A 20421-nucleotide genomic window follows, 5' to 3' on the forward strand; every position below is an offset into this window, starting at 1 on the left:
AACCCGAGTGAACACCCGCTGCGTTCTCACGGACCCGTGTTTCGCGGTGCCGCGGCGCGGGAACCCCCCGACTGCACCGCACACAGAGGAGGCTCACATGAGTGCGATCGACAAGGCCAAGAACAAGGCCGAAGAACTGGCAGGCAAGACCAAGAAGAAGGTCGGAGAGGCCACCGGCAACGACAAGACCGAGGCCGAAGGCCGCCGGGACGAGGCGAAGGGAAACATCAAGCAGGCGGGCGAGAAGGTCAAGGACGCCTTCAAGGATTGAGCTTTCCACGACGGGAGGGTGGCCGGCGACGATGCGCCGCCGGCCACCTCACCCACGACCGTCGAGCGGTCACACAGCGACGACGGTCGCGCGCCTTCCCACCCCGCAGATCGCGAGGTGGCGCCGCGTCTGACGCCCGCAGAGCACCACCAACCGTCCACCCCGGGCGGTGAGGACGGCCGCGGCCGCGTCGATCACCGACATCGCGGTACAGCCCACGAACGGCACGTCCCGCAGGTCCAGCACCGCCGTATGTCGATGGATCAACCCGTCACCCAGCCGGGCACGCAACGCGGGCGCGGACACCGCGTCGAGGTCGCCGGCCACGTGCACGACGATGTAGCCCTCCTCGGGTTCGCCGACCTCGATGGTCGGCGTCCCATTCCCGCTGCCGACCGCCGTGAACACTTCTCGCGTGAACACTGCTGTCGTCGATTCGGCTGCCGCGAACTGGGCATCCTCCACGGACAGGGTGAAAAGCCTGGGCGCGGCAGTGGGGCAGGCGCCGCTCACACCGGGTATTCGATTCATGGCACGCTCCGTCGTCCAATCGCGGAACCGTGGGATCGACGCGTGCATTGGTCGAGCGCCACGGACCTGGGGGTCGCCTCGGCTGTGCTCTCAACCACTCCCCAGCCTAGACCCGATCCGGCTCGGTGGCGTCGACCGCCACGTTTTCGACCGCGACCCAGGGGGTATGTCCGCGGGGTAGACGCAAGTTCATCGGGAGGCTCACGTGCGGATTCACAGTCACTGCCTGGACCGTCCCCTGGTCGAGTCCGCCCGTGGGCACCTGCCCCGGCGCGGACCCACGGTCCTGGCCGTCACCGGCGACATCGACCGGCTCGACGCCGCTGACTTCGCCACCGACCTCTCCCTGGCGGTCGCCGACGCCGTGCGCACCCTCGTGGTCGACCTCACCCGCATCGGATCGGTCGAATCAGCTGCGGGGCAGGTACTCGTGGACGCGCTCCTCGACGCGCAGGGCCGCGCTGACTGTGGCGGGGTGGCGCTGCTGCTGGTGCCCGACGAGGCAACGTGGCGGCACGCCATGAACCTTCCCGGGGGCCCGACGACCCATTTCCGCTGTTACGCCACCGTGCGCGACGCCGTCGAGGCCCGCGCCGCGGAACTGTCCGCGCACGCCGACCTCGACTACGGCGTCGGGCGTCGTCCTGGCGACTGAGTGCCCACCCCGCCGGATCCGGGGTGCTCGAACCGGTCGAGGAGCCGGTCGACCGCACTGCAGTTCTCGACGAGCCGTCGCCGCTCGGGATCGTCGGCGACCTCCCGCAGCATCTCGTCGGCGCCGGGGACCGCCTCGGCGTGCAGGATCGCCCGCCACACCCGAAAATCCGTCGCGGTGAACGCGTCGACGCCGGCCCGCAGCTCCGCAGCGAGGGTGCGTCTGTCCCGTTCGTCGAGTGCGTCGTGGACGAGGGTCACCATCTCGACCGCAACCGACGCGTGCGCGGTCTCGTCACGGCGGTGCAGCGCCACCGTCGCCTGGTGCACCGGCTGGATGGAGCGGTCGTCGGCGATGAGGGCGAGGTAGTCACCAATCGACGTCTCCGCCACCGTCGCCCGGGCCAGCGTCGCCAGTGCCGCCTCCCGGGGCGAGGCGGCGCGCGCCACCGCGGCACGGTATGCCCGCACCGTCCCCGATTCCGGGAGCGCCGCATCCGGCAACGCCCAGCCGCGGGCGCGGCGCGTGAGCGCGGACCCGTTCAGGTGCATCAGCGTGTGGTACTCCTCGTCGACCATCGCCTGCACGACGGCGGCGCGGGCCGCGTCGGAGAAGCCGGTGCCGAACGCGTCCCGGAACAGCAACCCGAACGCGGGCGTGACGAGGTCCTGTTCCATGTCGACGACGTTCTTGTTGTAGGCGATCCACCCCCACGCCCCGAGCCGGGCCCGGGCGTCGTCGTCGAGGTTCTCGTACACCGGGTGACCCGCGAACGGCAGCAACGCATCCGGGTAGTCGGTGCGGCCGGGGTCGTACAGGTCGTCCATCGTGGGCACGTCGAGGTCCGGTTCGGTGCGGCGCACGGTGGCCCGGCGCGGCCAACTGCGGACCAGGCCGCGGATCACCGCCGACTCCACCGCGTTGTCGGCGTCGTACCCGGGCAGCCGGCCCGTCACCGCACCGTGCTCACTCATCGCACCGTGTCCTCGAACAGCCGGGCGCACAGCGCCGCGTAGTCGTCGGCGCGGTCACCGAGCGGGACCCGGGCGCGGGCGAGCAGGGCGGCGAAGTCGTCGATGTCGCCGACCGCGGCGTCCGACACCCGGGACACGGCCCGCACCAATGCATCCCGCGCCGCCGACGCATACGGGTTCGCGAGCTGCACGTCCCGGTACACCTCGGGGGTGCCGCCGGTGACCCGGGCCAGCAGCGCCGACATCGTCGCGAACGGCGGTGTCGCGAGGGCCGCGGCCTCGTCGGGGTCGACACCGAGATCGGTCAGCGCCCACCCGAACGCCAGCACCGCCGCGTGGGTGAGCGCCTGCAGCGCCGCGCACACCCGGTCGTGCCGGTCCGCGGTCGTCACCTGCACCCGCGCACCCCACCTCGCCAGGTCGGCGAGCACCACGTCCGCGGCGGGTCCGCCGTGGTGCACGACGACCGCGACGGCCCGGCCCCGCATGTCCAGGGACGGCGCGAACATCGGGTTCACCCCGATGACCGGTTCCGCGTCGCCCGCCACGGCGGCCGCGAACCGCGACTTCACCGACAGTGTCTCGACCAGCACCGCCTCCGGTTTCATCGTGGCCCGCACCGCCCCGACCGCGGTGAGGGCCACGTCCTCCGGTACCGCGAGCACGACGACGTCGGCGCGGCGCAGCAGTTCCATCACCACGGTGTCGGGGCAGGTGACGTCGTCACCGGACGCGGCGTCGACGACCTCGACGGTGGCGCCGTCCCCGCGCCACTGGTCCACCAGCATCGTCCCCACCGCGCCCGCGCCGCCGACGACGACCACCGTGCGGGTGTCCGGAGCGGCGGTGTCGGTCACGGCGCGCTCTCGTCGGCGACGGCCAGTGCGCGCCGGGTCGCCAACGCCTTGACCATCGTCTCCTCGAATTCGTCCGCCGGGTCGGACAGTGCGACGATCGCGCCCCCCACCCCGAACGTGACCTCGTCGGCGGTTGCGACCATCGTCCGGATCACAATCGACAGGTCGGCGGTCCCCGTCAACGAGAGATAGCCGATGGCACCGGAGTACACGCCCCGCGGCCCGGACTCGAGCTTGTCGATGATCTCCATCGTCCGCACCTTCGGCGCGCCCGTCATCGACCCTCCAGGGAACGCCGCGCGCAGACAGTCGACGGCGGTAAGGCCTTCACGCAGGGTGCCGCGGACCGTCGACACCAATTGGTGCACCGGCGCGTAGGTTTCGACGGCGAACAGCGCCGGGACGTGCACCGATCCGGGCACACACACCCGGGACAGGTCGTTGCGCACCAGGTCCACGATCATCAGGTTCTCCGCACGGTCCTTCTCGCTGGCCAGCAGATCGCACCGCAGGGACCTGTCCTGGTCGGCGTCCGCCGACCGCGGCCGTGTGCCCTTGATCGGTTTCGACTCCACCGTCCGGTCCGTACTGATCTTGAGGAAGCGTTCCGGGGACGCGCTGAGCACCGACAAGCCGGTGAACTGCAGCAACGCGCTGTACGGCATCGGGCTGATCTCCCGCAGCCGCGTGTAACCGGACAGGGGGTCGAGGCGGCAGTGGACGGTCGCGGCGTTCGTCAGGCACACCTCGTACGACTCTCCGGACCGGATCTCCGCGAGGCACTGATCGATCAGCCCCAGGTAGGTGTCGCGGTCGTGCCGGAACATCACCGGAACGTCGTGCGGCCGCGGAATCAACGGGGGAGCGGCGCCGGGCGACGCGGCACGGTCGTCGCCGAGCGCCCGGATGGTCGCCGCCGTCTCCCGCAGCCACCGCGCCTGCTCGGGGTCCGCGGCGTCGACGGGATCGAGTGCGAGCAGGTGGGCGCATCCGGCGTCGTGGTCGATCACCACGGCGCGGTCCGCGAACACCAGTGCGGCGTCGGCCTGCTCCGACGCGTGGGCCAACTGTCCGACGGTGTCGGCCTTGAGTTCGTACCCGAGATAGCCGACGTAGCCGAGGCAGAACCCGAACGGCAGATCCGAGTGCGGCGCGACCGACCGCTCCCGCAGACGCGCATCCAGGTAGTCGAACAGGGTGCTGCGGAACTCCTGCACCGAGCCATCCGAACGTTCCACGCGCACAGCCGTTTCCGGGACGCGATAGGTGACGTACTCGGCGCGCGGCCCGGAGCAGTCACCCATCACCGAGAACCGGCCGTCGGGCTGGTTCGCCCCCGAACCGTCCAGCCAGAAACTGTTCGGCCCGTCCGCGAACAACCTCTCGTACACCGTCTTCGGGTCCGCGGCCCGCTCCACCCGCACCGACCGGACCTGGTAGCGGCGCGGCTCCTCCGGCGCCGCCGGTCGCGGTGGGGGCGCCAGCGGTCGCCGCGCCCGCACCGGCGTGACCGCAGCGAAATTGGACAGCAGTTCGCGCCCGTACTCGGTGCAGATCGACTCCGGATGGAACTGCACACCCCACAACGGCAGATCCCGATGCCGCACCGCCATCAGCACCCCGTCGTCGGACCACGCCTGCGCCAGCAACGCGTCCGGGATCTCCTCGATCGCCAGCGAGTGATACCGCACCGCGTCGAACGGTGACGGCAGGCCCGCGAACAACCCCTGTCCGTCGTGATGCACCGCGCTGATCCGCCCGTGCCGGGGTTCCGGCGCCGCGACCACCTCACTGCCGAACAGGTGGCACAGCCCCTGATGTCCCAGACACACCCCGAGGACGGGCAGACCGCTGTCCGTCAACGCCTGCCCACTGATCCCGAAGTCGCGATGGCGGTCCGGCCGCCCCGGGCCGGGGGAGACGACGACGTTGTCGAACTCCGACAGGGCCACGGCCGACCACGGCGCGTCGTTCGCCACCACCACCGGCGCGGTGCCGTTGACCTCCGTCAACAGCGCGTACAGGTTGTACGTGAACGAGTCGTAGTTGTCGATCAACAGTGTCCGCACGCCCATACTCCTCACCCCTGCCCGGACGAGTCCTCCACGATCAGGTCCTCCAGCCGGCAGGTTTCCGCGATCAGCAGGTCGTACAGGTCGTGCAGGAACTTCGGCGAGAGGTCGTGGTCGAGCGCGTATCCGTGGGCGTGCTCGTGCACTGCGCCGACGCGGAGCGGCTGCATCACCGGGATCGCGTGCTTGCGTTTGACCACCGCAATCCTGGTGCAGACCTCGATTCGGGCGCGCACGTCCTCGAGGAGACGATCGTCGATTCCGTCCAATTCGTCCCGCAGGTTCGCGAGTTCACGCGCACTCGACTCGAGTTCGGCGCTCTTCGTCGATTCTTTCACCGTTCGACCACCTTGCACTGTCCGAAAAGGCGCGCAGGCGCGGTTGTTCGCCGTTCCGCGCGCTCCCACCGTTCAACCGTGCGCGGTCCACCGGGCGAACCGCGGTCTCGACCTTCCCATGCTCCCACCTTGTGCGTCGCGGCGGCGGGGTTCTCCGTTACTCGCTGGTCACGATTGGCGAACATGTCGGGTCGGAGCCGTCAGCGGACGCGGAGCTGCTCACCGGGCGCCAGCTCGATCGCGGTACCTCCCGCCGCGCGGACCCGTCCGACGAAGTCACCGCCCGGCGCCGCGAACAGCTGCGGCCGCACTGCGTCGAGCCCGATCGGCCACAGCGTCCCGAAGTGCACCGGAATCGACAGACCCGCCGCGGTCGACCTCGCGGCCAGTGCCGCCGACGCCGGGTCCATGTGACCGGGACCGAGCGTCGGCCCCCACCCCCCGACCGGGAGAAGCGCCGCATCGCACCGCGGAACCCACTCGGCCATCGCGGGATCGAACGCGGTATCCCCGGCGAAATACGTGGTCGCCTCACCCTCGACGACGTACCCGAGCGCGGGAACGGTCCGCGGACCGCGCCGCCATCGCCTGCCGTCGTGATCCGCGGGCACCGCCCGAATCGACACCGAGCCGACCGCCGTCGCCTCACCGGGCGCGAGTTCGACGATCCGGTCACCGAACCGCCTGAGCCCGGCGAACACATCCGCCGCGCCGCGAGGCACCACGATCGGCACGTCCGCGCCCAGTAGCGCCAGCGACGGCAGATGCGTGTGATCGGCGTGCAGATGCGAGAGCACCACCACGTCTGGGCGGACCGGACGGGCGAGGGGATCCTCCCCGCGGCGCCGCCGCAGATGCCCCACGCGGCCCGTCAACACGGGATCGGTCAGTACCGTCGTCGGGCCGTCCGCGATCGCGACCGTCGCGTGGCCGAGCCACCGGATGTTCACTGCCATCACACACCCCGTCGCTGCGCTTGCCCCTGCGCGTGCCTGACGACCGTAACACCGCCGCCGACCTACGATCCGACCGTGCGCACCGTCGGAACCGTCGCCAGAGTCACCACGGAGTTCCTCGTCCTGTGGCTGGTGTCCGCCGCTGCACTGATCCTCACGGACTGGCTGCTGCCCGGCGTCCGCCTCGCCGCGGTACCGGGCGGCGGCCTCCTCGCTACGGTCCCCGCGGCGCTGACCCTGGCCCTCGTGTTCGGCGTCCTGTCGGTGGTCCTGTGGCCGCTGCTGATCCGGGCCATGCTGTGGGTGGGGCCGGCGCTGCTGTTCGTCGGGGCGTTCGCCGGGAACTGGCTGATCATGGTGATCGCGGTGTGGGTGGCGCCGCTCGCAACCGTCGACCGGTCCCGCGACCTCCTCGCCCTGGCGTTGGTGCTCTCCCTGGTCGGTTCCGGCGTCGAGGGCGCCATCGCCGCCCGCCGCAACGACACCTACCGGATGATGCTGGTGCGGCGTAACCGATCCCGTCTCCGCCGGAGTGGAACACCCGGGAGCGACACCGACCGTCCCGGACTGCTGTGCATCCAGATCGACGGCCTCGGCCACGCTGTGCTCCAGCGTGCCATCCGAGACGGCGTCGTCCCGAACCTCGCCGCGCTGGTCCACGATCGATCGCACGTCCTCACCCCGTGGCACACCGACTGGAGCAGCCAGACCGGAGCCAGCCAACTCGGAATCCTGCACGGCGACAACCACAACGTGCCCGCGTTCCGCTGGTACGACAAGACCCGCGGCGCCGTCGCCGTGTTCAGCAATCCCGCCGACAACGCTGCCCGCGAAGTCGAACGCGGGCACCTCCCCGGCCTGCTCTCCGGTGGCGACGGCGCCAGTCGCGGCAACCTGTTCACCGGCGGCGCCGCCGACAACGTCCTCGTCGTCAGCCGCATGCGCGGCGCCCGAATGGGCGGCGGCGCCGCCGGATACGCCCACTACTTCGCCGACCCGGCGGGCGCCGTCCGCACCACCGTCCGGTTCGTCGCCGAGGTGCTGAGGGAGATCCGGCAGGCCTTCCAGCAGCGTCGCCGTGACGTCACCCCGCGGGTGCGGCGCGGGGGCCTTTACCCGCTGGTGCGGGCTTTCACCACCGTCGTCGAGACCGACGTCGTCGTCTCCGCCGTCGTCGGTGACCTGGTCGCGGGCAGATCCGCGATCTACGTCGATCTCGTCGGCTACGACGAGGTGTCCCACCACTCCGGGGTCGAACGCCCCGAAACCCGCTCCGTCCTGCGCAAACTCGACGCGGAGATCGGGATGATCATCGCGGTCGCCGCGCAGACGGTCCGCGCGTACCGGATCGTGGTGCTCTCCGATCACGGCCAGAGTCAGGGCGCCACGTTCTCCGACCGGTACGGCGAAAGCCTCGAGCAGCTGGTGCTGCAGGCGTGCGGGAAACTTCCCACCGCTCCGTCCCGGTCACGCGCCGCCGCGACGACAGGCACGAAGGGCCGCGGCGCCGAGGGCCTCGGCTACGTCGAAGCCAGCCTTGGTGCCGGTGCCACGGATACCTCCGCGGGCGGTCCGCCCGGAACGCCGGTGGTGCTCGCGTCGGGGAACCTCGGACTGATCAGCTTCCCGGAGCGCCCCGAACGGGCCACCCGCACCTGGATCGACGCCCGATACCCGGGCCTGCTGCCCGCGCTCACCGCGCACCCCGGAATCGGGTTCGTACTCGTCGGCCGCGAGGACGGCGGCTCGGTCGTCCTCGGTGAAGCGGGCGCCGTCGACGTCGACACCGGGCAGGTCACCGGCCGTGATCCGCTCGCCGAGTTCGGCCCCGGCGCACTCGACCGGGTGCGGCGCACCGACGGCTTCGACAACGTCGCCGACATCATGGTCGGCGGACGGTTCTGGCCGGACACCGGGGAGGTCGCGGCGTTCGAGGAGCAGGTCGGGTCGCACGGCGGTCTCGGCGGGCCGCAGACCACCCCGTTCCTGCTGTACCCGGCCGACCTGCCCGCACCACCGGATCCGCTGCAGGGCGCCGAGGCTGTGCACACGGTGCTCGTCGGGTGGCGCGATCGGCCCTGATGCGAGGTCGGAGAACGGTGACGGCACCCACCCAGCCGGTCACTGGCTCGGTTGCGGCAGTTGACAGTCGGTGATCTTCGGATTGACGCCGAAGTAGTTCAGCGGTCCCGCCAGGACGGTAACCGCGATGGTGCCCGCGTCCGCACAGTTTCCGGGCTCGGAACCGAAGTATCCGCGCTGAGCAGCGGCGATCGCACCGATGACCAACCAGACGAGTACCAGAACCATGATGATCCTCATCGCACACCTTCCTTCGCTCCCGACGGGGTTCCCGAGACGGGCGCTTTCAAACGCGGGCCCCGGTCCACGCCTCCGGCTCGCCCCGGACCCGCGGGGACGACCCAACCGGTGTCGAGATGCGGCAGAGAGTGGCGAACCGTCTGTCCGCGGATGGACCGGGACGCGCAGCGGAGATACGGGTGATTCGGGGAGCGGCGCCGATACGCTGCGGTCGTGACCACCGAAGCCGAGTACAAGTCCGACCTGATTCAGCGATTGCAGGTGCTGCGGGAGTCGGTCCTGTGGAAGCTGGACGGCCTGTCGGAGTACGACCTTCGACGTCCACTGACGCCCACCGGCACGAACCTGCTCGGTCTCGTCAAGCACCTGGCCGGATGCGAATTCGGCTACTTCGGCCACGTCTTCGGGCGCCCGGCCCCGGTGGAGTTGCCCTGGGCGAACCCCGGCGCCGCGGCGAACGCGGACATGTGGGCGGCGCCGGAGCAGTCGACCGAGTTCATCGTCGACGGTCTCTACCGTCGATCGTGGAAGCATGCCGAGCGCACGTTCGAGACGCTGGAACTCGACTCGCCAGGATTGGTGCCCGGGTGGCCCCAGGAGCACGTCACCCTCCATCAGATCCTGCTGCACATGAACATCGAAACGGCACGCCATGCCGGGCACGCCGACATCGTTCGGGAGATGATCGACGGCGCCGCCGGGATGACCCGAGACAACGACAACCTCGCGATCAGCGACGTCGACAGCACGTCCAGACATTTCGAGCGAGTTCGAGCCGCTGCCGATACGTTCCGGTGAGGACGGTATCCCGCTGATCTTCACTGCCACTCGGCAACCGTGTCCGTTGTGCGGCCGGACCGGTGCCCGTACGGTGTGGGGATGCGCCTGTCCGCGGTGCTCGCGGCCCTCGCCGTCGTCGGCGGGGCGGTCGCCGCTGCGCCACCGTCCACCGCGGCACCGGAACTCGGGTGCGCGTGGCAGTTCATGTCGAACGCCACCACCTTGAACGTCGCGTTCCCCGACGCCAACGCCACCTACTGGGTGCTGCCGTACACCTTGCTCGCCGGTGACCGCATCACCCTCGCCGGGGAGTACCCGTACGCCCGGTACATGTCGCTCAACACCTACGGCACCGACTTCGACACCGTGGACACGTTGCGCGACAACGAGATCACCCCGGACCCCGGTAGCGGCAACCCGTTCGCCGACCCCACCGCCACCTCGCTGCCGCCGGATCGGCGGCGCTGGCACGCCACCGTCACCACCGGCCCCGCGGACCACAGTCGCAACGAGATCGCCGCGCTGCCGACGGGCGCGGGCGCGCAACGCCTTCCGGCCGGGTTCCTCATCATCCGCGTCTACGTTCCGGACGACGCGGCGTCCCCGGCGGGTGGGGTGCCGTTGCCGCAGGTGAGCCTGACCCGCGCCGGACGCACCGTCGAGGTCACCACCTGCAGCGCCCCCTTCGACCCGGCGGCGGTCACCGGCGGCCCGATCGGCGGCGCCGCCGCGTCCGCGCTCGATTCGGTCATCGCGTCCGCGGCGGCAGGCGCATTCCCCGGCAACACCCCGGAGGCCACGTTCGTCAACCCGGCGAGCACGTCGGGCCTGTTTCCCAACGGCGACAACAAGTACGTCGGCGCCGCGCTGACCCATCAGCCGGGCCGCATCGTCGTCGTCCGGGGCCGCGCACCGACGTTCCCCGACACCAGGGCCGGGACACCGGTCACCGAACCCGGTACGCAGGTGCGGTACTGGTCGATGTGCCAGAACGACCTCGTGTCTCCGTATCCGGTGGTCGCCTGCGCCGCGGACTTCCAGACGGCCGTGGACGATTCGGGCTACTACACGTACGTGATCGCCGCCCCCGAGGACGTCCCTGCCTCGGCCGCCGCCGATCCGGCGGTGACCGTGCTGCCGTGGGGGTCGACGGACGTTGCGAAGAAGGTGCTGTTCCTGCGGCACATGCTGCCGAGCCCGCAGTTCTATCCGCATTCCGTGCAGGCGTCCCAGGACAGCGGCGTGGCCCCGGCCACGTCGATGGGTGAGTACTACCCGCGCGCCGTCTACTGCGACACCGACACCTACGAAACCGGTGGCTACAGCTCCTGTTTCGACTGACGAACAAGTTCGACCGATCAGCGAGGGAGGACACACATGGCCGACGCCATCGTCGTGGAGGGCCTGGTCAAGAGGTACGGCACCGTCACCGCCCTGGACGGCATCGACCTGACCGTCCCCGCGGGAACGGTGACGGCGCTCCTCGGCCCCAACGGGGCAGGCAAGACCACGGCGGTGCGGGTGCTGACCACACTGCTGGTCCCGGACAGCGGCATCGCCCGCGTCGACGGTCTCGACGTCGTCGCCGACGCCGCGAAATTGCGTTCCCGGATCGGGGCGTCGGGCCAGTACGCGGCCGTCGACGAGTACCTGACCGGGTTCGAGAACCTCGAGATGGTCGGCCGGCTGTATCACCTGGGCACGAAGCGAAGTCAGCAGCGGGCCCGGGAACTGCTCGACCAGTTCGACCTCACCGACGCCGCGGACCGGCCCGTGAAGGGCTACTCCGGTGGCATGCGGCGCCGCCTCGACCTCGCGGGCGCGCTCGTCGCGACACCGCCGGTGCTGTTCCTCGACGAGCCGACCACCGGGCTCGATCCCCGCGCCCGGATCGGTCTGTGGAACGTCATCGACGAGCTAGTCGCCCAGGGCACCACGCTGTTGCTGACGACGCAGTACATGGACGAGGCGGAACGGCTCGCCGACCGGATCGCCGTCATCGACCACGGCGCGGTCATCGCGCGGGGCACCGCAGACGAACTGAAGAATCTGGTCGGCGGGGAACGCATCGAACTCGGGTTGGCTGACGCAGCCCGCCTGCCAGATTTGCGGATCGAGCTGGACCCGGTGGCCGTCGGCGAGATTCAGGTGGAATCCGCCACCGGCAAGGTCGTGGTTCCGGTCGACGGGGGCGCGGACTCGCTGGCGGCGGCGTTGGCCCGACTGTCGGCGGCCGGGATCGCCGTCACTGACATCGCCCTGCGCAAACCGACCCTCGACGACGTGTTCCTGTCCCTGACCGGGCACGAGGCGCAGGACGAAGAGGACCGCGACAGCATGGACCGCGACGGCAGCGAAGGGGCGGCGCAATGAACGCGATGCAGATGGTGGCGTCCGACGGACTGACCATCGCCAAGCGAAACGTCATCAAGATCAAGCGGGTTCCCGACCTCATCGTCTTCACGGTGCTGTCGCCGATCATGTTCGTGTTGCTGTTCGCGTTCGTGTTCGGTAGCGCCATCGAGGTTCCCGGCATGTCGTACCGCGAGTTCCTCATCGCGGGCGTCTTCACCCAGACCGTCATCTTCGGCGCCACCTGGACGGGACTCGGCATGGTCGAGGACCTGCAGAAGGGCATCATCGACCGGTTCCGGTCGCTGCCGATGGCGCCGTCCGCGGTGCTCATCGGCCGCACCTCCACCGATGTCATCATCAACGTCATCAGCCTCGTCGTGATGTCGCTGACCGGCCTGGTCATCGGGTGGCGCATCCACTCGTCGGTCCTCGAGGCGGCCGCCGCCTACGCGTTGATGCTGCTGTTCGCGTACGCGCTGTCCTGGGTGATGGCGGTGGTCGGCATGTGGGTCCGCACCCCCGAGGTGTTCAACAACGCCAGCTTCATGGTGATCTTCCCGCTCTCGTTCATCGCGAACACCTTCGTCGATCCGTCGTCGATGCCACCGGTCCTGCAGGTCATCGCGGAGTGGAACCCGGTGTCCGCGTTGACGCAGGCGGTGCGGAACCTGTTCGGAAACACCGCCCCGCAGATGCCGCCGCCGCAGGCGTGGCCCCTGCAGAACCCGATCGTGGCAACGCTGCTGTGGATCGCGCTGATGCTGATCGTGTTCGTGCCGTTCGCGATCCACCGCTACAAGAAGGCTGTGAGTCGCTGAGTTCGGTCGGCACCGAGTGCCCGTGACACCGAATCCAGGGAGTGTCGACTGAAGCAAGATGCTGTGGCCGTTCCCCGTCTTCGTCACGTATCTCGGGACGAAGACGGGCGGTGCGCCTGATCAGCCTGCGCGTTCCCCTCCTGCGAGATGCTTCTCCCACGCGATCTCGAGGTCGTGGTCGGACGGGGAGTGAACAGCACGTCCCGAATTGAGGATCGGGAACCTGAATTCCGGCATCCCGTGCTTCATCGCTTCGTACACGAGCCGATCGTCGGTGTGCACGAGTACATCCCATTCGACCTGGATGTACGGCGCCAAGGCGTTGCTGTCACTCCAATGCGTCGCCCACTCGACCCCGTCCGCAAGGATCCATCCACTCGCGATGATGCCGTTGCGCTTCCCCGTCCGGTGGAGAAATACGCGGTCACCGATGTGCGGGTCGCCGTGCCCCTGACCGAAACTCCATCGCGTCGGGGCCTTGCGCCCCTGCGCGGTCAGCTGACGATCCCTGGCGCGGTCCTTCGCGGGATACCCGTTTTCGCTACCGTCCCAGAGCAGTACGAATGTCTTACGATCCATGAATCCGACCATCCTCCATGTCTGCACCCGCCTGTCGTGGTGGGTCAGTGAACCACAGCGCGCCGACACCACCCGTTGTCTCTGGGGTTCCATGCGTCCGTCGCGGACGGACGGGCGCGTGGGCCGCAGGGTGATGCCGATCTACCGGTCGATCCGGGGCAGAGGCGTTTCTGTCACGCCATCGGTGTGAAGTTCGATCAGCGATGACCGATGCTCGTGTAGGAGATGAGGCCGTACTTCGTGGATGGTCGCCACCGGTTGAGCGGTGCGCCAGTCCCACAAGCTCGTCGCGATGCCGTCGTGGACGGCGAGCAGATCACCGCAACGGAAGAGCCGCCCAACTGGCCAGTCGAACCCCTCCGGGCGGCCGGGGGCAGGGACACGAAGAACTGTCACGCCAGGTGAGGCTGTGTTCTCCTGGCGCGGTGCGTCCACATCGAGGATGAAGATTGCACCTTCGTCGTGGGCGCCGACAGGATCCAACGGATGCTCGGCGAACCGCTCGTCGTCGACCGCGAGCGGGCTTCGTCTGCACCACAGCGCTACATGCGACGCGTCGAGCCACACGCACGGCAACGTCCACTCGTCCCCGAACCCCATGACGGCGGCGAGGTCATTCTCCAGGTAGGCCTCTTCCGGCTGGTACACCGCGCCGTCCAGCCAGGCGGCCAGGTCGATCAGGTACTGGACGGCTGCCGGTTGCCAAACCCACCCATCACAGAGGAGCCACCGCCCCTGGGGACTGGCGTGGATCGCGCCGTAGAAGTAATCGAGGTAATGCGACGATTCGTCAGCCTCGGCAGGATCTTCCGACTGGCGAGCGGTCAGACACCGGCCCGACGGCAATGCTGTCGCATCGATCCGGTTCCAGTCGGTGCGATGGACCAGGACAGTGCCATGCGCGGGGTGCTGAACGAAGGCGACCGATGCCGGCACCGTTTCGGCGCAGTAGTCGCCTGCGTCGAGTCGCATCACCGTGTCACCTGTCGACAGATCCACGACTACGCCCGCCGTTCCGAAATCCTCGACCACAGCGGCGAACCGTTCATCGGTGTCGATGTGGAGTCGCCACCGCCCTCCCGTGAGCAGGGGTTGTCCGATGCCGGCCAGCCGGGTCGCCTCGCCGGTGTCCAGGTTCAGTCCGGAGAGGACCCCGTCGGCGTCGAGGACCAACAGATCACCGTATTCGGCGTCGATCTCGACCGCGTCGACCAGAGGGGAGCCCGGCCGGCGGAACCGGCGACCGCCAGCCGGGGCACTGTTCGCGCTCTCGAAATCCATCGCCCGAGCATCCCATGGTGAGATTCCGGGGAGCCTCGAGTCAGGCCGTGTTGCCGCCCGACCACGCCGGCCTCCGCCTCGCCGCGGACCCTCCACCGGGTCACCGGCGGCGTCGGCAACACGGCCTAGGTGAGTGGCAGTTGCGCGAAAGGTTCGCTCGTCGGCTGCGTGGATCCGCCGGGCGGTTCGACGGTGAACGCGAGCGCCGTGGCATCGCCGATCCCGTCGAGCACCGCCGTCGTCGACGGGGCGACGGTCGCCGCGTCCATGGTGCCCGCGGGCACCATGTCGGGTCCTTGCACCAGCCACATCTGGTACACCGTGCCCGGTGCGGGCGGGGTGACGTTGTTCATCACCAGCACGCCGGCGTCCGCATCCTTCGAGTACACGACCGTCGCGGTGCCGCCGCCCTCGATGGCCCCCGACGAGGTGCGGACGTCGTCGGCGGCGAGCACTTGCTCCGCGGTCGGCGCCATCTCGTCGCCGATCATGCGGGTGGCGGCAACGCCGCCCCCGACCGCCACGACGACGGCGGCGGCCGCGGCGAGCAGTGCGGTGCGCATCCGGCGGGGGCGCCTGGTCGCCAGGTCGACGGGTTCGGCCGCCGGACGGTCGGCTGCCACCGCCGCGAGAATGGTCGCCCGCAGGCGCACGGGCGGCTCCGTCGCGGTCGCCTCGGACACCTCGGCCATGGTTTCGCGCGCCTCGCGTACGCGGCGGGTGAACTCGGCGGCCTCCGCCGGCGGCGCAGCGGCGAGCGCGGTGTCGATCCGGGCTCGTTCGTGGTCCGAGATCGCGTCGAGCGCGTACACCTCGGCCAGGTCCAGACTGTCGTCGCCGGTCCCACCGAGAAGGGTGTGCTCGGTCATCGCTGCTCACCCCCGAGGCACTGGCGCAGGCGGAGCAGGCCGTCCCGGATTCTGGATTTGACGGTCGGCAGGGTAGCCGAAAGTTGTTCGGACACTTCGCGATACGTGAGCCCCCGATAGTAGGCGAGTTCGACGGACTGACGTTGCAGGTCGGTGAGGGTGCCGAGGCACCGCACCACCAGCTGCCGGTCCTCCCGCCTGGTCACCTCCTCGGTGACGCTGTCGAACGGCGCGTCGACGGCTGCCGCGTGATAGCGCGACTCCCGATCCGACCCGGACTGCTCCGACCGCACCCGGTCCACCGCCCGCCGGTGCGCGAGGGTGATCACCCACGACAATGCCGATCCCTGTGCGGTGTCGAACGATTCCGCCGTCCGCCACACCTGCAGGAACACTTCCTGCGTGGTCTCCTCGCTGTACCCGGGGTCGCGCAGCACCCGCAGCACCATTCCGTACACCCGCGCGCGGGTCAGGTCGTAGAACCGGGCGAACGCGTCCTCGTCCTGCGCGGAGACGCGCCGAAGCAGTGTCGCGAGTGTGTCGGTGTCACCGCTCACGCCGGTCATGCGCCCTGTCCGCTCATCGGACGGAAGCCTATCCGGGAGGGTGTGCGGGCTCAAGACAGACCCACCGAGACCCTGCGACAGCACGACGGTCACCCTCTCGGTGGTCGGGGCACGAAGAACGCGGTGCGGGCCTGGTAGGCGCGATAACCGGGGCGCTCGACCATAGACTTCTCCAAGAGTCGGGCGCCCGTCGCGTACACCAGGAAGTACGTCATCAGGATCGGCGACAGAACGGTCAGCACGCCCGGCCACACCGACGCGCAGATCAGCCACACACCCCACCAGAGGCAGGCGTCGCCGAAGTAGTTGGGGTGCCGCGTCCACGCCCACAGTCCGCGGTCCATGATGCGGCCCCGATTGGCGGGGTCCCGGGTGAAGCGCAGCATCTGCCGGTCGCCGACGGCCTCGAACGTCAACCCGACCGCCCACAACACCACGCCTGCCGCGACGGCGACCGTCCCGACCCCACTCGTGACGCCGAGCACCGCGGAGACCTGCAGTGGCAGCGACACGAACCACTGCGCGGCGCCCTGGATCGTGAACACCCGCAACACGACCGTCGCAGTCGACGCGCCACCCGCCCGCTCCAGGAGGTCCCGATACCGGGGGTCCTCACCCTTGCCGGCCGACTTGCGGTGCATGTGGATGCTCAGCCGCGCACCCCACACCGCGACGAGCACGAACAGCAGCCACCGGCGTCCGGCGTCGCCGTCGCCGAGGACCGCCGCGACGAAGGCGACGAGGACGAATCCGATTCCCCATGCGACGTCGACGACGTTGACGCGGCCGATGCGGCGCCCGACCGCGAACGCGGCCGCCTGGACCACCACCAGGACCGCCAGGCTCGCCGCCGACACGACCAGGAGGTTCGCCGCGGCGCTCACGACGCACCGCCCTTCGTCAGGGTGATCTGCTGGACGTCGAGGTACCCGGACCGGAAACCGGCTTCCGAGTAGGCGAGGTAGAACTCCCACATCCGCCGGAACGTGGCGTCGAACCCCAACCCGGCCACGGCATCCGCGTTCGCTGTGAACCGCTCCCGCCACAGCCGGAGGGTGTCCGCGTAGTCGGAGCCGAACCCGAGCCGTCCCTCCGTGCGGAGGGCGGTGTGCGCCGCCGCCTGCTCCAGCGCCTCGGTGGACGGCAGCAGACCGCCGGGGAAGATGTACTTGTGGATCCAGGTGTAGGTGCCGCGGGTGGCCCGCATCCGCGCGTCGGGCATCGTGATCGCCTGCAGCGCCACCCGCCCGCCGGGGACGAGCACCCGGTCGATCGTCTCGAAGTACGTCGGCCAGTACTCGAATCCGACGGCCTCGATCATCTCCACCGACACGACCGCGTCGTACTCGCCGCGCACGCCGCGGTAGTCGAGCAGGTCGATCCGCACCCGGTCCGCGAACCCGGCGGCGGCGACGCGGCGACGCGCCAGTTCCTGCTGCTCGCTCGACAGCGTCACCGACCGGACGTGTGCGCCTCGTTGCGCCGCACGGACGGCGAGTTCGCCCCAGCCGGTGCCGATCTCGAGCAGCCGCGTCCCCGCGCCGACCCCGGCCTCGTCGAGCAGTCGGTCGATCTTGCGGTGCTGCGCGGCCTCCAACGCGTCCCATCGCGCGGGGACCTCACCGAACAGCGCACTCGAATAGGTCATCGTGTCGTCGAGGAACAGCGCGAACAGCTCGTTGGACAGGTCGTAGTGCCGGGAGATGTTCGAGCGGGTGTTCGCCGCCGAATTGCGTTCCGCGGCGGGCTGACCGGGCAGGACCAGCGGTCGCAGCACCTGCAGGGCACGCGGGACGAGGGTGGCGGCCGACGCCGCGAACGGGGTCAGCACCGCCGCCGGATCGGGTGCGTCCCAGTCGCCCGCCATGTACGCCTCACCGAATCCGATCAGACCGTCCGCCGCGACGCGCCGCGCAAACGCTGCAGGGCGGTGCACCCTCATCAATGGTGCGCGCGGATCACCCGAACCGAGGTTCGTTCCGTCCGGGAGGGCGACCCGCACGTCGAGGCGGGACGCAGCGCGGCGGAACAGGCGGGCAGCGATCGGCGCACCGAACCGCGCCGTCACGCCGGACGGGACCCGTGCGATGTCCGGCCACCGGACCGGATCGGGTGCGGTGTCGATGCTGTGGACGTGGGTGACGGTCATCGGCTGGCCTCCAGGTGTGGGGACGGTGCGGTGGGGGTGTGCGTCGGGCGGGGGACTACGGGCAGTCCGCGCAGCCACAGCGCGATGCCTTGGACACGGATGCGGGCGGCCACCAGCTGCGGCGCCAACGGGGACCGGACCACCGCCCCGAGCACCCGGCCCGGAGTCGCGGGAATCCGCCGTCCCTGCATGGACGCGACGAACGGCGCGTGGGAGTCGCGGTGCAGGGTCACCGACACCGCGAGCCGCTCACCCGGTTCCGGAACCCGCAACGTGTAGCTGCCCTCGACCGCGTTGAACGGCGAGACGTAGAACTCCTTCGCCACCTCCGCCCGCCCGCCGGTATCGGGGAACAGCACGTAGGGATGCCTGCCGCCGTACGTGTTGTGCACCTCCGCGACCACGCAGCGGAGCGCGCCGTCGCGGTCGTGGCACCAGAACAGGCTCAGCGGATTGAAGACGTAGCCGAGCATCCGGGGCGCGAGCAGTGCGGTGACCCGCCAGCCGCGCGGGTCCAATCCGGCTCCGACGAGCACGCCCTCGAGACCGGCGCGCAGCGAGGTCGCGTCGCCGAAGTGGTCCCGCGCGTCGAACCGGGTGAAGGGCCGCAACCACACCGGCAGACGCGGCAGGTCGTCGAGATCGACGAACCAGCTGTACCCGCGGTACGTGAACGCGTGCCGCAGCGGCGTCCTCCGGACGTGCCGGATCCGGGTGCGGTACAGCGCGGCCGACGTCACGACGACACCCCGATCGGTGCGCCCGCCGCCGCTCCGATCCGCTGCGCCGCCCGCAGCCCCGATACGGCGCCGTCCTCGTGGAAGCCCCACCCGTGGTAGGCGCCGGCGAACGCGACGGTGTCGGTGTCCAGTTCGGGCAGGCGCCGCTGCGCGGCCACCGATTCCGGTGTGTAGAGGGGATGCTCGTACGTCATCTCCGCGATCACCGTGGCCGGGTCGACGCGTCCGCCGCCGCCGAGGGTGACCAGGAACCGGCGGTCCGGCACGTCGAGCCGCATCAGTCGGCTCATGTCGTAGGTGACTACGACCCCCGACTTCGTGTCACGTGGGATCAGGTAGTTCCACGACGCGCGGGCCGCGTCGGCACGGGGAAGCAACGACGAGTCGGTGTGCAGCCGGGCCACATTCGTCGAGTAGCCGATGGCACCCAGCACCTCCGACTCCGCGGCGGTCGGGTCGGCGAGCAGCCGCAACGCCTGGTGCGGATGAACGGCGACGACGGCCGCGTCGAAACGGCGCTGCTCACCGCCCGCGGTGACCCGGACCCCGCCGGGGAGGCGTTCGAGCCGCTGCACAGGGGTCTGGGTACGCACCTCGTGGAGGGCGGCGGCGATCTTCTCGACGTAGCGGGCAGATCCACCGGTCACGGTCCGCCAGGGCGGCGACCCGAACACCGTGAGCATGCCGTGGTGGTCGAGGAACGTCAGGAGATAGCGCGCCGGATAGCGCAGCGCGACAGCCGGATCACACGACCACACCGCCGCGACCAGCGGTGTCATGAAATGGTCGACGAAGTAGCGGGAGAACCGCATCCGGTCCACGAAACTTCCGAGGGTCTCGTCGCCGCCGGCGTTCGAGTCGAGCAACGCCCGTGCCGCCCGGTGGAACCGCACCACCTCGCCGAGCATCAGCAGGTGCCGCCCGCGGGTCAGCGATCGCGCTGTGGGGAACAACCCGGAAATCGCTCTCGCCCCGGCATATTCGACACCGGTGATCTCCGAGCGCACCGACATCGACATGTCCGTCGGCTGGGTCGCCACCTCGAGTTCGTCGAACAGCGCGCACAGGGTCGGGTACGTGCGGTCGTTGTGGACGATGAACCCGGTGTCCACCCGTACCTGCCGTCCGTCACCGAGATCGACGTCATGGGTGTGGGCGTGGCCGCCCAGGCGGTCGTCGGCCTCGAACAGGGTCACCTGGTCGTGTTTCGCCAACACGTACGCCGCGGTCAGGCCCGCGACCCCGCTACCGATCACCGCGACGGACCGGGTCGGCGGCGTTGAAGGAATCGTCATGACCGGAGTTCGG

General features: G+C 69.9%; 22 protein-coding genes. 7 read left to right on the forward strand and 15 right to left on the reverse strand.

All coding sequences use genetic code 11. From position 1 onward, the window contains the following. Window positions 1-97 precede the first annotated feature (97 nt). Window positions 98-271 (forward strand): CsbD family protein, encoded by a 174-nt coding sequence (locus RHCRD62_RS25420; RefSeq protein WP_084734155.1) that lies wholly within the window; start codon window positions 98-100, stop codon window positions 269-271. 69 nt (window positions 272-340) lie between these two features. On the opposite strand, the gene RHCRD62_RS09240 is transcribed toward RHCRD62_RS25420, so the two are convergent. Beyond that, window positions 341-802 carry an STAS domain-containing protein gene (locus RHCRD62_RS09240; RefSeq protein WP_172671033.1) on the reverse strand — a complete coding sequence of 154 codons (462 nt, stop codon included), beginning with the start codon at window positions 800-802 and terminating at the stop codon, window positions 341-343. Between the two features lie 205 nt (window positions 803-1007). Here RHCRD62_RS09240 and RHCRD62_RS09245 point away from each other — a divergent pair, with 205 nt between their 5' ends. Further along, window positions 1008-1457: an STAS domain-containing protein gene (locus RHCRD62_RS09245; protein WP_050064364.1), complete on the forward strand. Its 450-nt coding sequence runs from the start codon at window positions 1008-1010 to the stop codon at window positions 1455-1457. Here RHCRD62_RS09245 and RHCRD62_RS09250 read toward each other — a convergent pair. The 5 genes from RHCRD62_RS09250 to RHCRD62_RS09270 form a co-directional block, all read right to left on the reverse strand. After that, a complete protein-coding gene (locus RHCRD62_RS09250) occupies window positions 1427-2413 on the reverse strand; it encodes a diiron oxygenase (protein ID WP_050064570.1) in 987 nt (328 codons plus the stop codon). The two genes, RHCRD62_RS09245 and RHCRD62_RS09250, sit on opposite strands and share 31 nt — an antisense overlap. A gap of 14 nt (window positions 2414-2427) precedes the next feature. Continuing rightward, a complete protein-coding gene (locus tag RHCRD62_RS09255) occupies window positions 2428-3288 on the reverse strand; it encodes a prephenate dehydrogenase dimerization domain-containing protein (RefSeq protein ID WP_050064365.1) in 861 nt (286 codons plus the stop codon). Continuing rightward, window positions 3285-5363: an aminodeoxychorismate synthase component I gene (gene pabB / locus RHCRD62_RS09260; RefSeq protein ID WP_050064366.1), complete on the reverse strand. Its 2079-nt coding sequence runs from the start codon at window positions 5361-5363 to the stop codon at window positions 3285-3287. Before pabB ends, RHCRD62_RS09255 begins: the two co-directional genes overlap by 4 nt. Window positions 5364-5368: 5 nt before the next feature. Next, window positions 5369-5698, reverse strand: coding sequence for a chorismate mutase family protein (locus RHCRD62_RS09265; RefSeq protein WP_050064367.1), 330 nt, complete (start codon window positions 5696-5698; stop codon window positions 5369-5371). 200 nt (window positions 5699-5898) lie between these two features. Next, entirely contained in the window at window positions 5899-6654 is a 756-nt protein-coding gene (locus tag RHCRD62_RS09270) for an MBL fold metallo-hydrolase (protein WP_050064368.1), read from the reverse strand. A gap of 75 nt (window positions 6655-6729) precedes the next feature. Between RHCRD62_RS09270 and RHCRD62_RS09275 the strand changes: the two genes are divergently transcribed. Continuing rightward, window positions 6730-8736, forward strand: coding sequence for a phage holin family protein (locus RHCRD62_RS09275; RefSeq protein WP_050064369.1), 2007 nt, complete (start codon window positions 6730-6732; stop codon window positions 8734-8736). A gap of 39 nt (window positions 8737-8775) precedes the next feature. On the opposite strand, the gene RHCRD62_RS09280 is transcribed toward RHCRD62_RS09275, so the two are convergent. Beyond that, window positions 8776-8976 carry a hypothetical protein gene (locus tag RHCRD62_RS09280; protein WP_050064370.1) on the reverse strand — a complete coding sequence of 67 codons (201 nt, stop codon included), beginning with the start codon at window positions 8974-8976 and terminating at the stop codon, window positions 8776-8778. Window positions 8977-9189: 213 nt separating this feature from the next. Here RHCRD62_RS09280 and RHCRD62_RS09285 point away from each other — a divergent pair, with 213 nt between their 5' ends. The 4 genes from RHCRD62_RS09285 (at window position 9190) to RHCRD62_RS09300 (ending at window position 12929) form a co-directional block, all read left to right on the forward strand. After that, a complete protein-coding gene (locus tag RHCRD62_RS09285) occupies window positions 9190-9774 on the forward strand; it encodes a DinB family protein (protein ID WP_050064371.1) in 585 nt (194 codons plus the stop codon). Between the two features lie 81 nt (window positions 9775-9855). Beyond that, complete coding sequence (locus RHCRD62_RS09290) at window positions 9856-11097, forward strand: hypothetical protein (protein ID WP_050064372.1); 1242 nt, start codon at window positions 9856-9858, stop codon at window positions 11095-11097. A 36-nt stretch (window positions 11098-11133) separates the two neighbouring features. Beyond that, window positions 11134-12129, forward strand: coding sequence for an ATP-binding cassette domain-containing protein (locus tag RHCRD62_RS09295; protein WP_050064373.1), 996 nt, complete (start codon window positions 11134-11136; stop codon window positions 12127-12129). Then, window positions 12126-12929 (forward strand): ABC transporter permease, encoded by an 804-nt coding sequence (locus tag RHCRD62_RS09300; protein WP_050064374.1) that lies wholly within the window; start codon window positions 12126-12128, stop codon window positions 12927-12929. Before RHCRD62_RS09295 ends, RHCRD62_RS09300 begins: the two co-directional genes overlap by 4 nt. 120 nt (window positions 12930-13049) lie before the next feature. Here RHCRD62_RS09300 and RHCRD62_RS09305 read toward each other — a convergent pair whose 3' ends face one another. From RHCRD62_RS09305 to RHCRD62_RS09340, 8 genes are all read right to left on the reverse strand, one after another. Beyond that, the gene (locus RHCRD62_RS09305; RefSeq protein WP_157050849.1) at window positions 13050-13508 is read right to left on the reverse strand and encodes a hypothetical protein; all 459 of its coding nucleotides are present in this window, start codon (window positions 13506-13508) and stop codon (window positions 13050-13052) included. Window positions 13509-13649: 141 nt separating this feature from the next. After that, the gene (locus tag RHCRD62_RS09310) at window positions 13650-14681 is read right to left on the reverse strand and encodes a hypothetical protein (protein ID WP_157050850.1); all 1032 of its coding nucleotides are present in this window, start codon (window positions 14679-14681) and stop codon (window positions 13650-13652) included. A 233-nt stretch (window positions 14682-14914) separates the two neighbouring features. Beyond that, a complete protein-coding gene (locus RHCRD62_RS09315) occupies window positions 14915-15658 on the reverse strand; it encodes an anti-sigma factor (RefSeq protein ID WP_050064377.1) in 744 nt (247 codons plus the stop codon). Further along, window positions 15655-16224, reverse strand: a complete 570-nt coding sequence (locus tag RHCRD62_RS09320) for a sigma-70 family RNA polymerase sigma factor (protein WP_050064378.1) — start codon at window positions 16222-16224, stop codon at window positions 15655-15657. The genes RHCRD62_RS09315 and RHCRD62_RS09320 overlap by 4 nt, the downstream gene beginning before the upstream one ends. Before the next feature lie 89 nt (window positions 16225-16313). After that, window positions 16314-17108, reverse strand: coding sequence for a DUF1295 domain-containing protein (locus RHCRD62_RS09325; RefSeq protein WP_050064379.1), 795 nt, complete (start codon window positions 17106-17108; stop codon window positions 16314-16316). Then, window positions 17105-18373, reverse strand: coding sequence for a class I SAM-dependent methyltransferase (locus RHCRD62_RS09330; RefSeq protein ID WP_050064380.1), 1269 nt, complete (start codon window positions 18371-18373; stop codon window positions 17105-17107). The genes RHCRD62_RS09325 and RHCRD62_RS09330 overlap by 4 nt, the downstream gene beginning before the upstream one ends. Continuing rightward, on the reverse strand, window positions 18370-19113 hold the full coding sequence (locus tag RHCRD62_RS09335) for a DUF1365 domain-containing protein (RefSeq protein ID WP_050064381.1): 744 nt from the start codon (window positions 19111-19113) through the stop codon (window positions 18370-18372). The genes RHCRD62_RS09330 and RHCRD62_RS09335 overlap by 4 nt, the downstream gene beginning before the upstream one ends. Continuing rightward, on the reverse strand, window positions 19110-20408 hold the full coding sequence (locus tag RHCRD62_RS09340) for an NAD(P)/FAD-dependent oxidoreductase (RefSeq protein WP_050064571.1): 1299 nt from the start codon (window positions 20406-20408) through the stop codon (window positions 19110-19112). Before RHCRD62_RS09340 ends, RHCRD62_RS09335 begins: the two co-directional genes overlap by 4 nt. Window positions 20409-20421: the final 13 nt, after the last annotated feature.

It is taken from the genome of Rhodococcus sp. RD6.2, from assembly GCF_001040705.1.
Lineage (GTDB): Bacteria > Actinomycetota > Actinomycetes > Mycobacteriales > Mycobacteriaceae > Rhodococcus_G.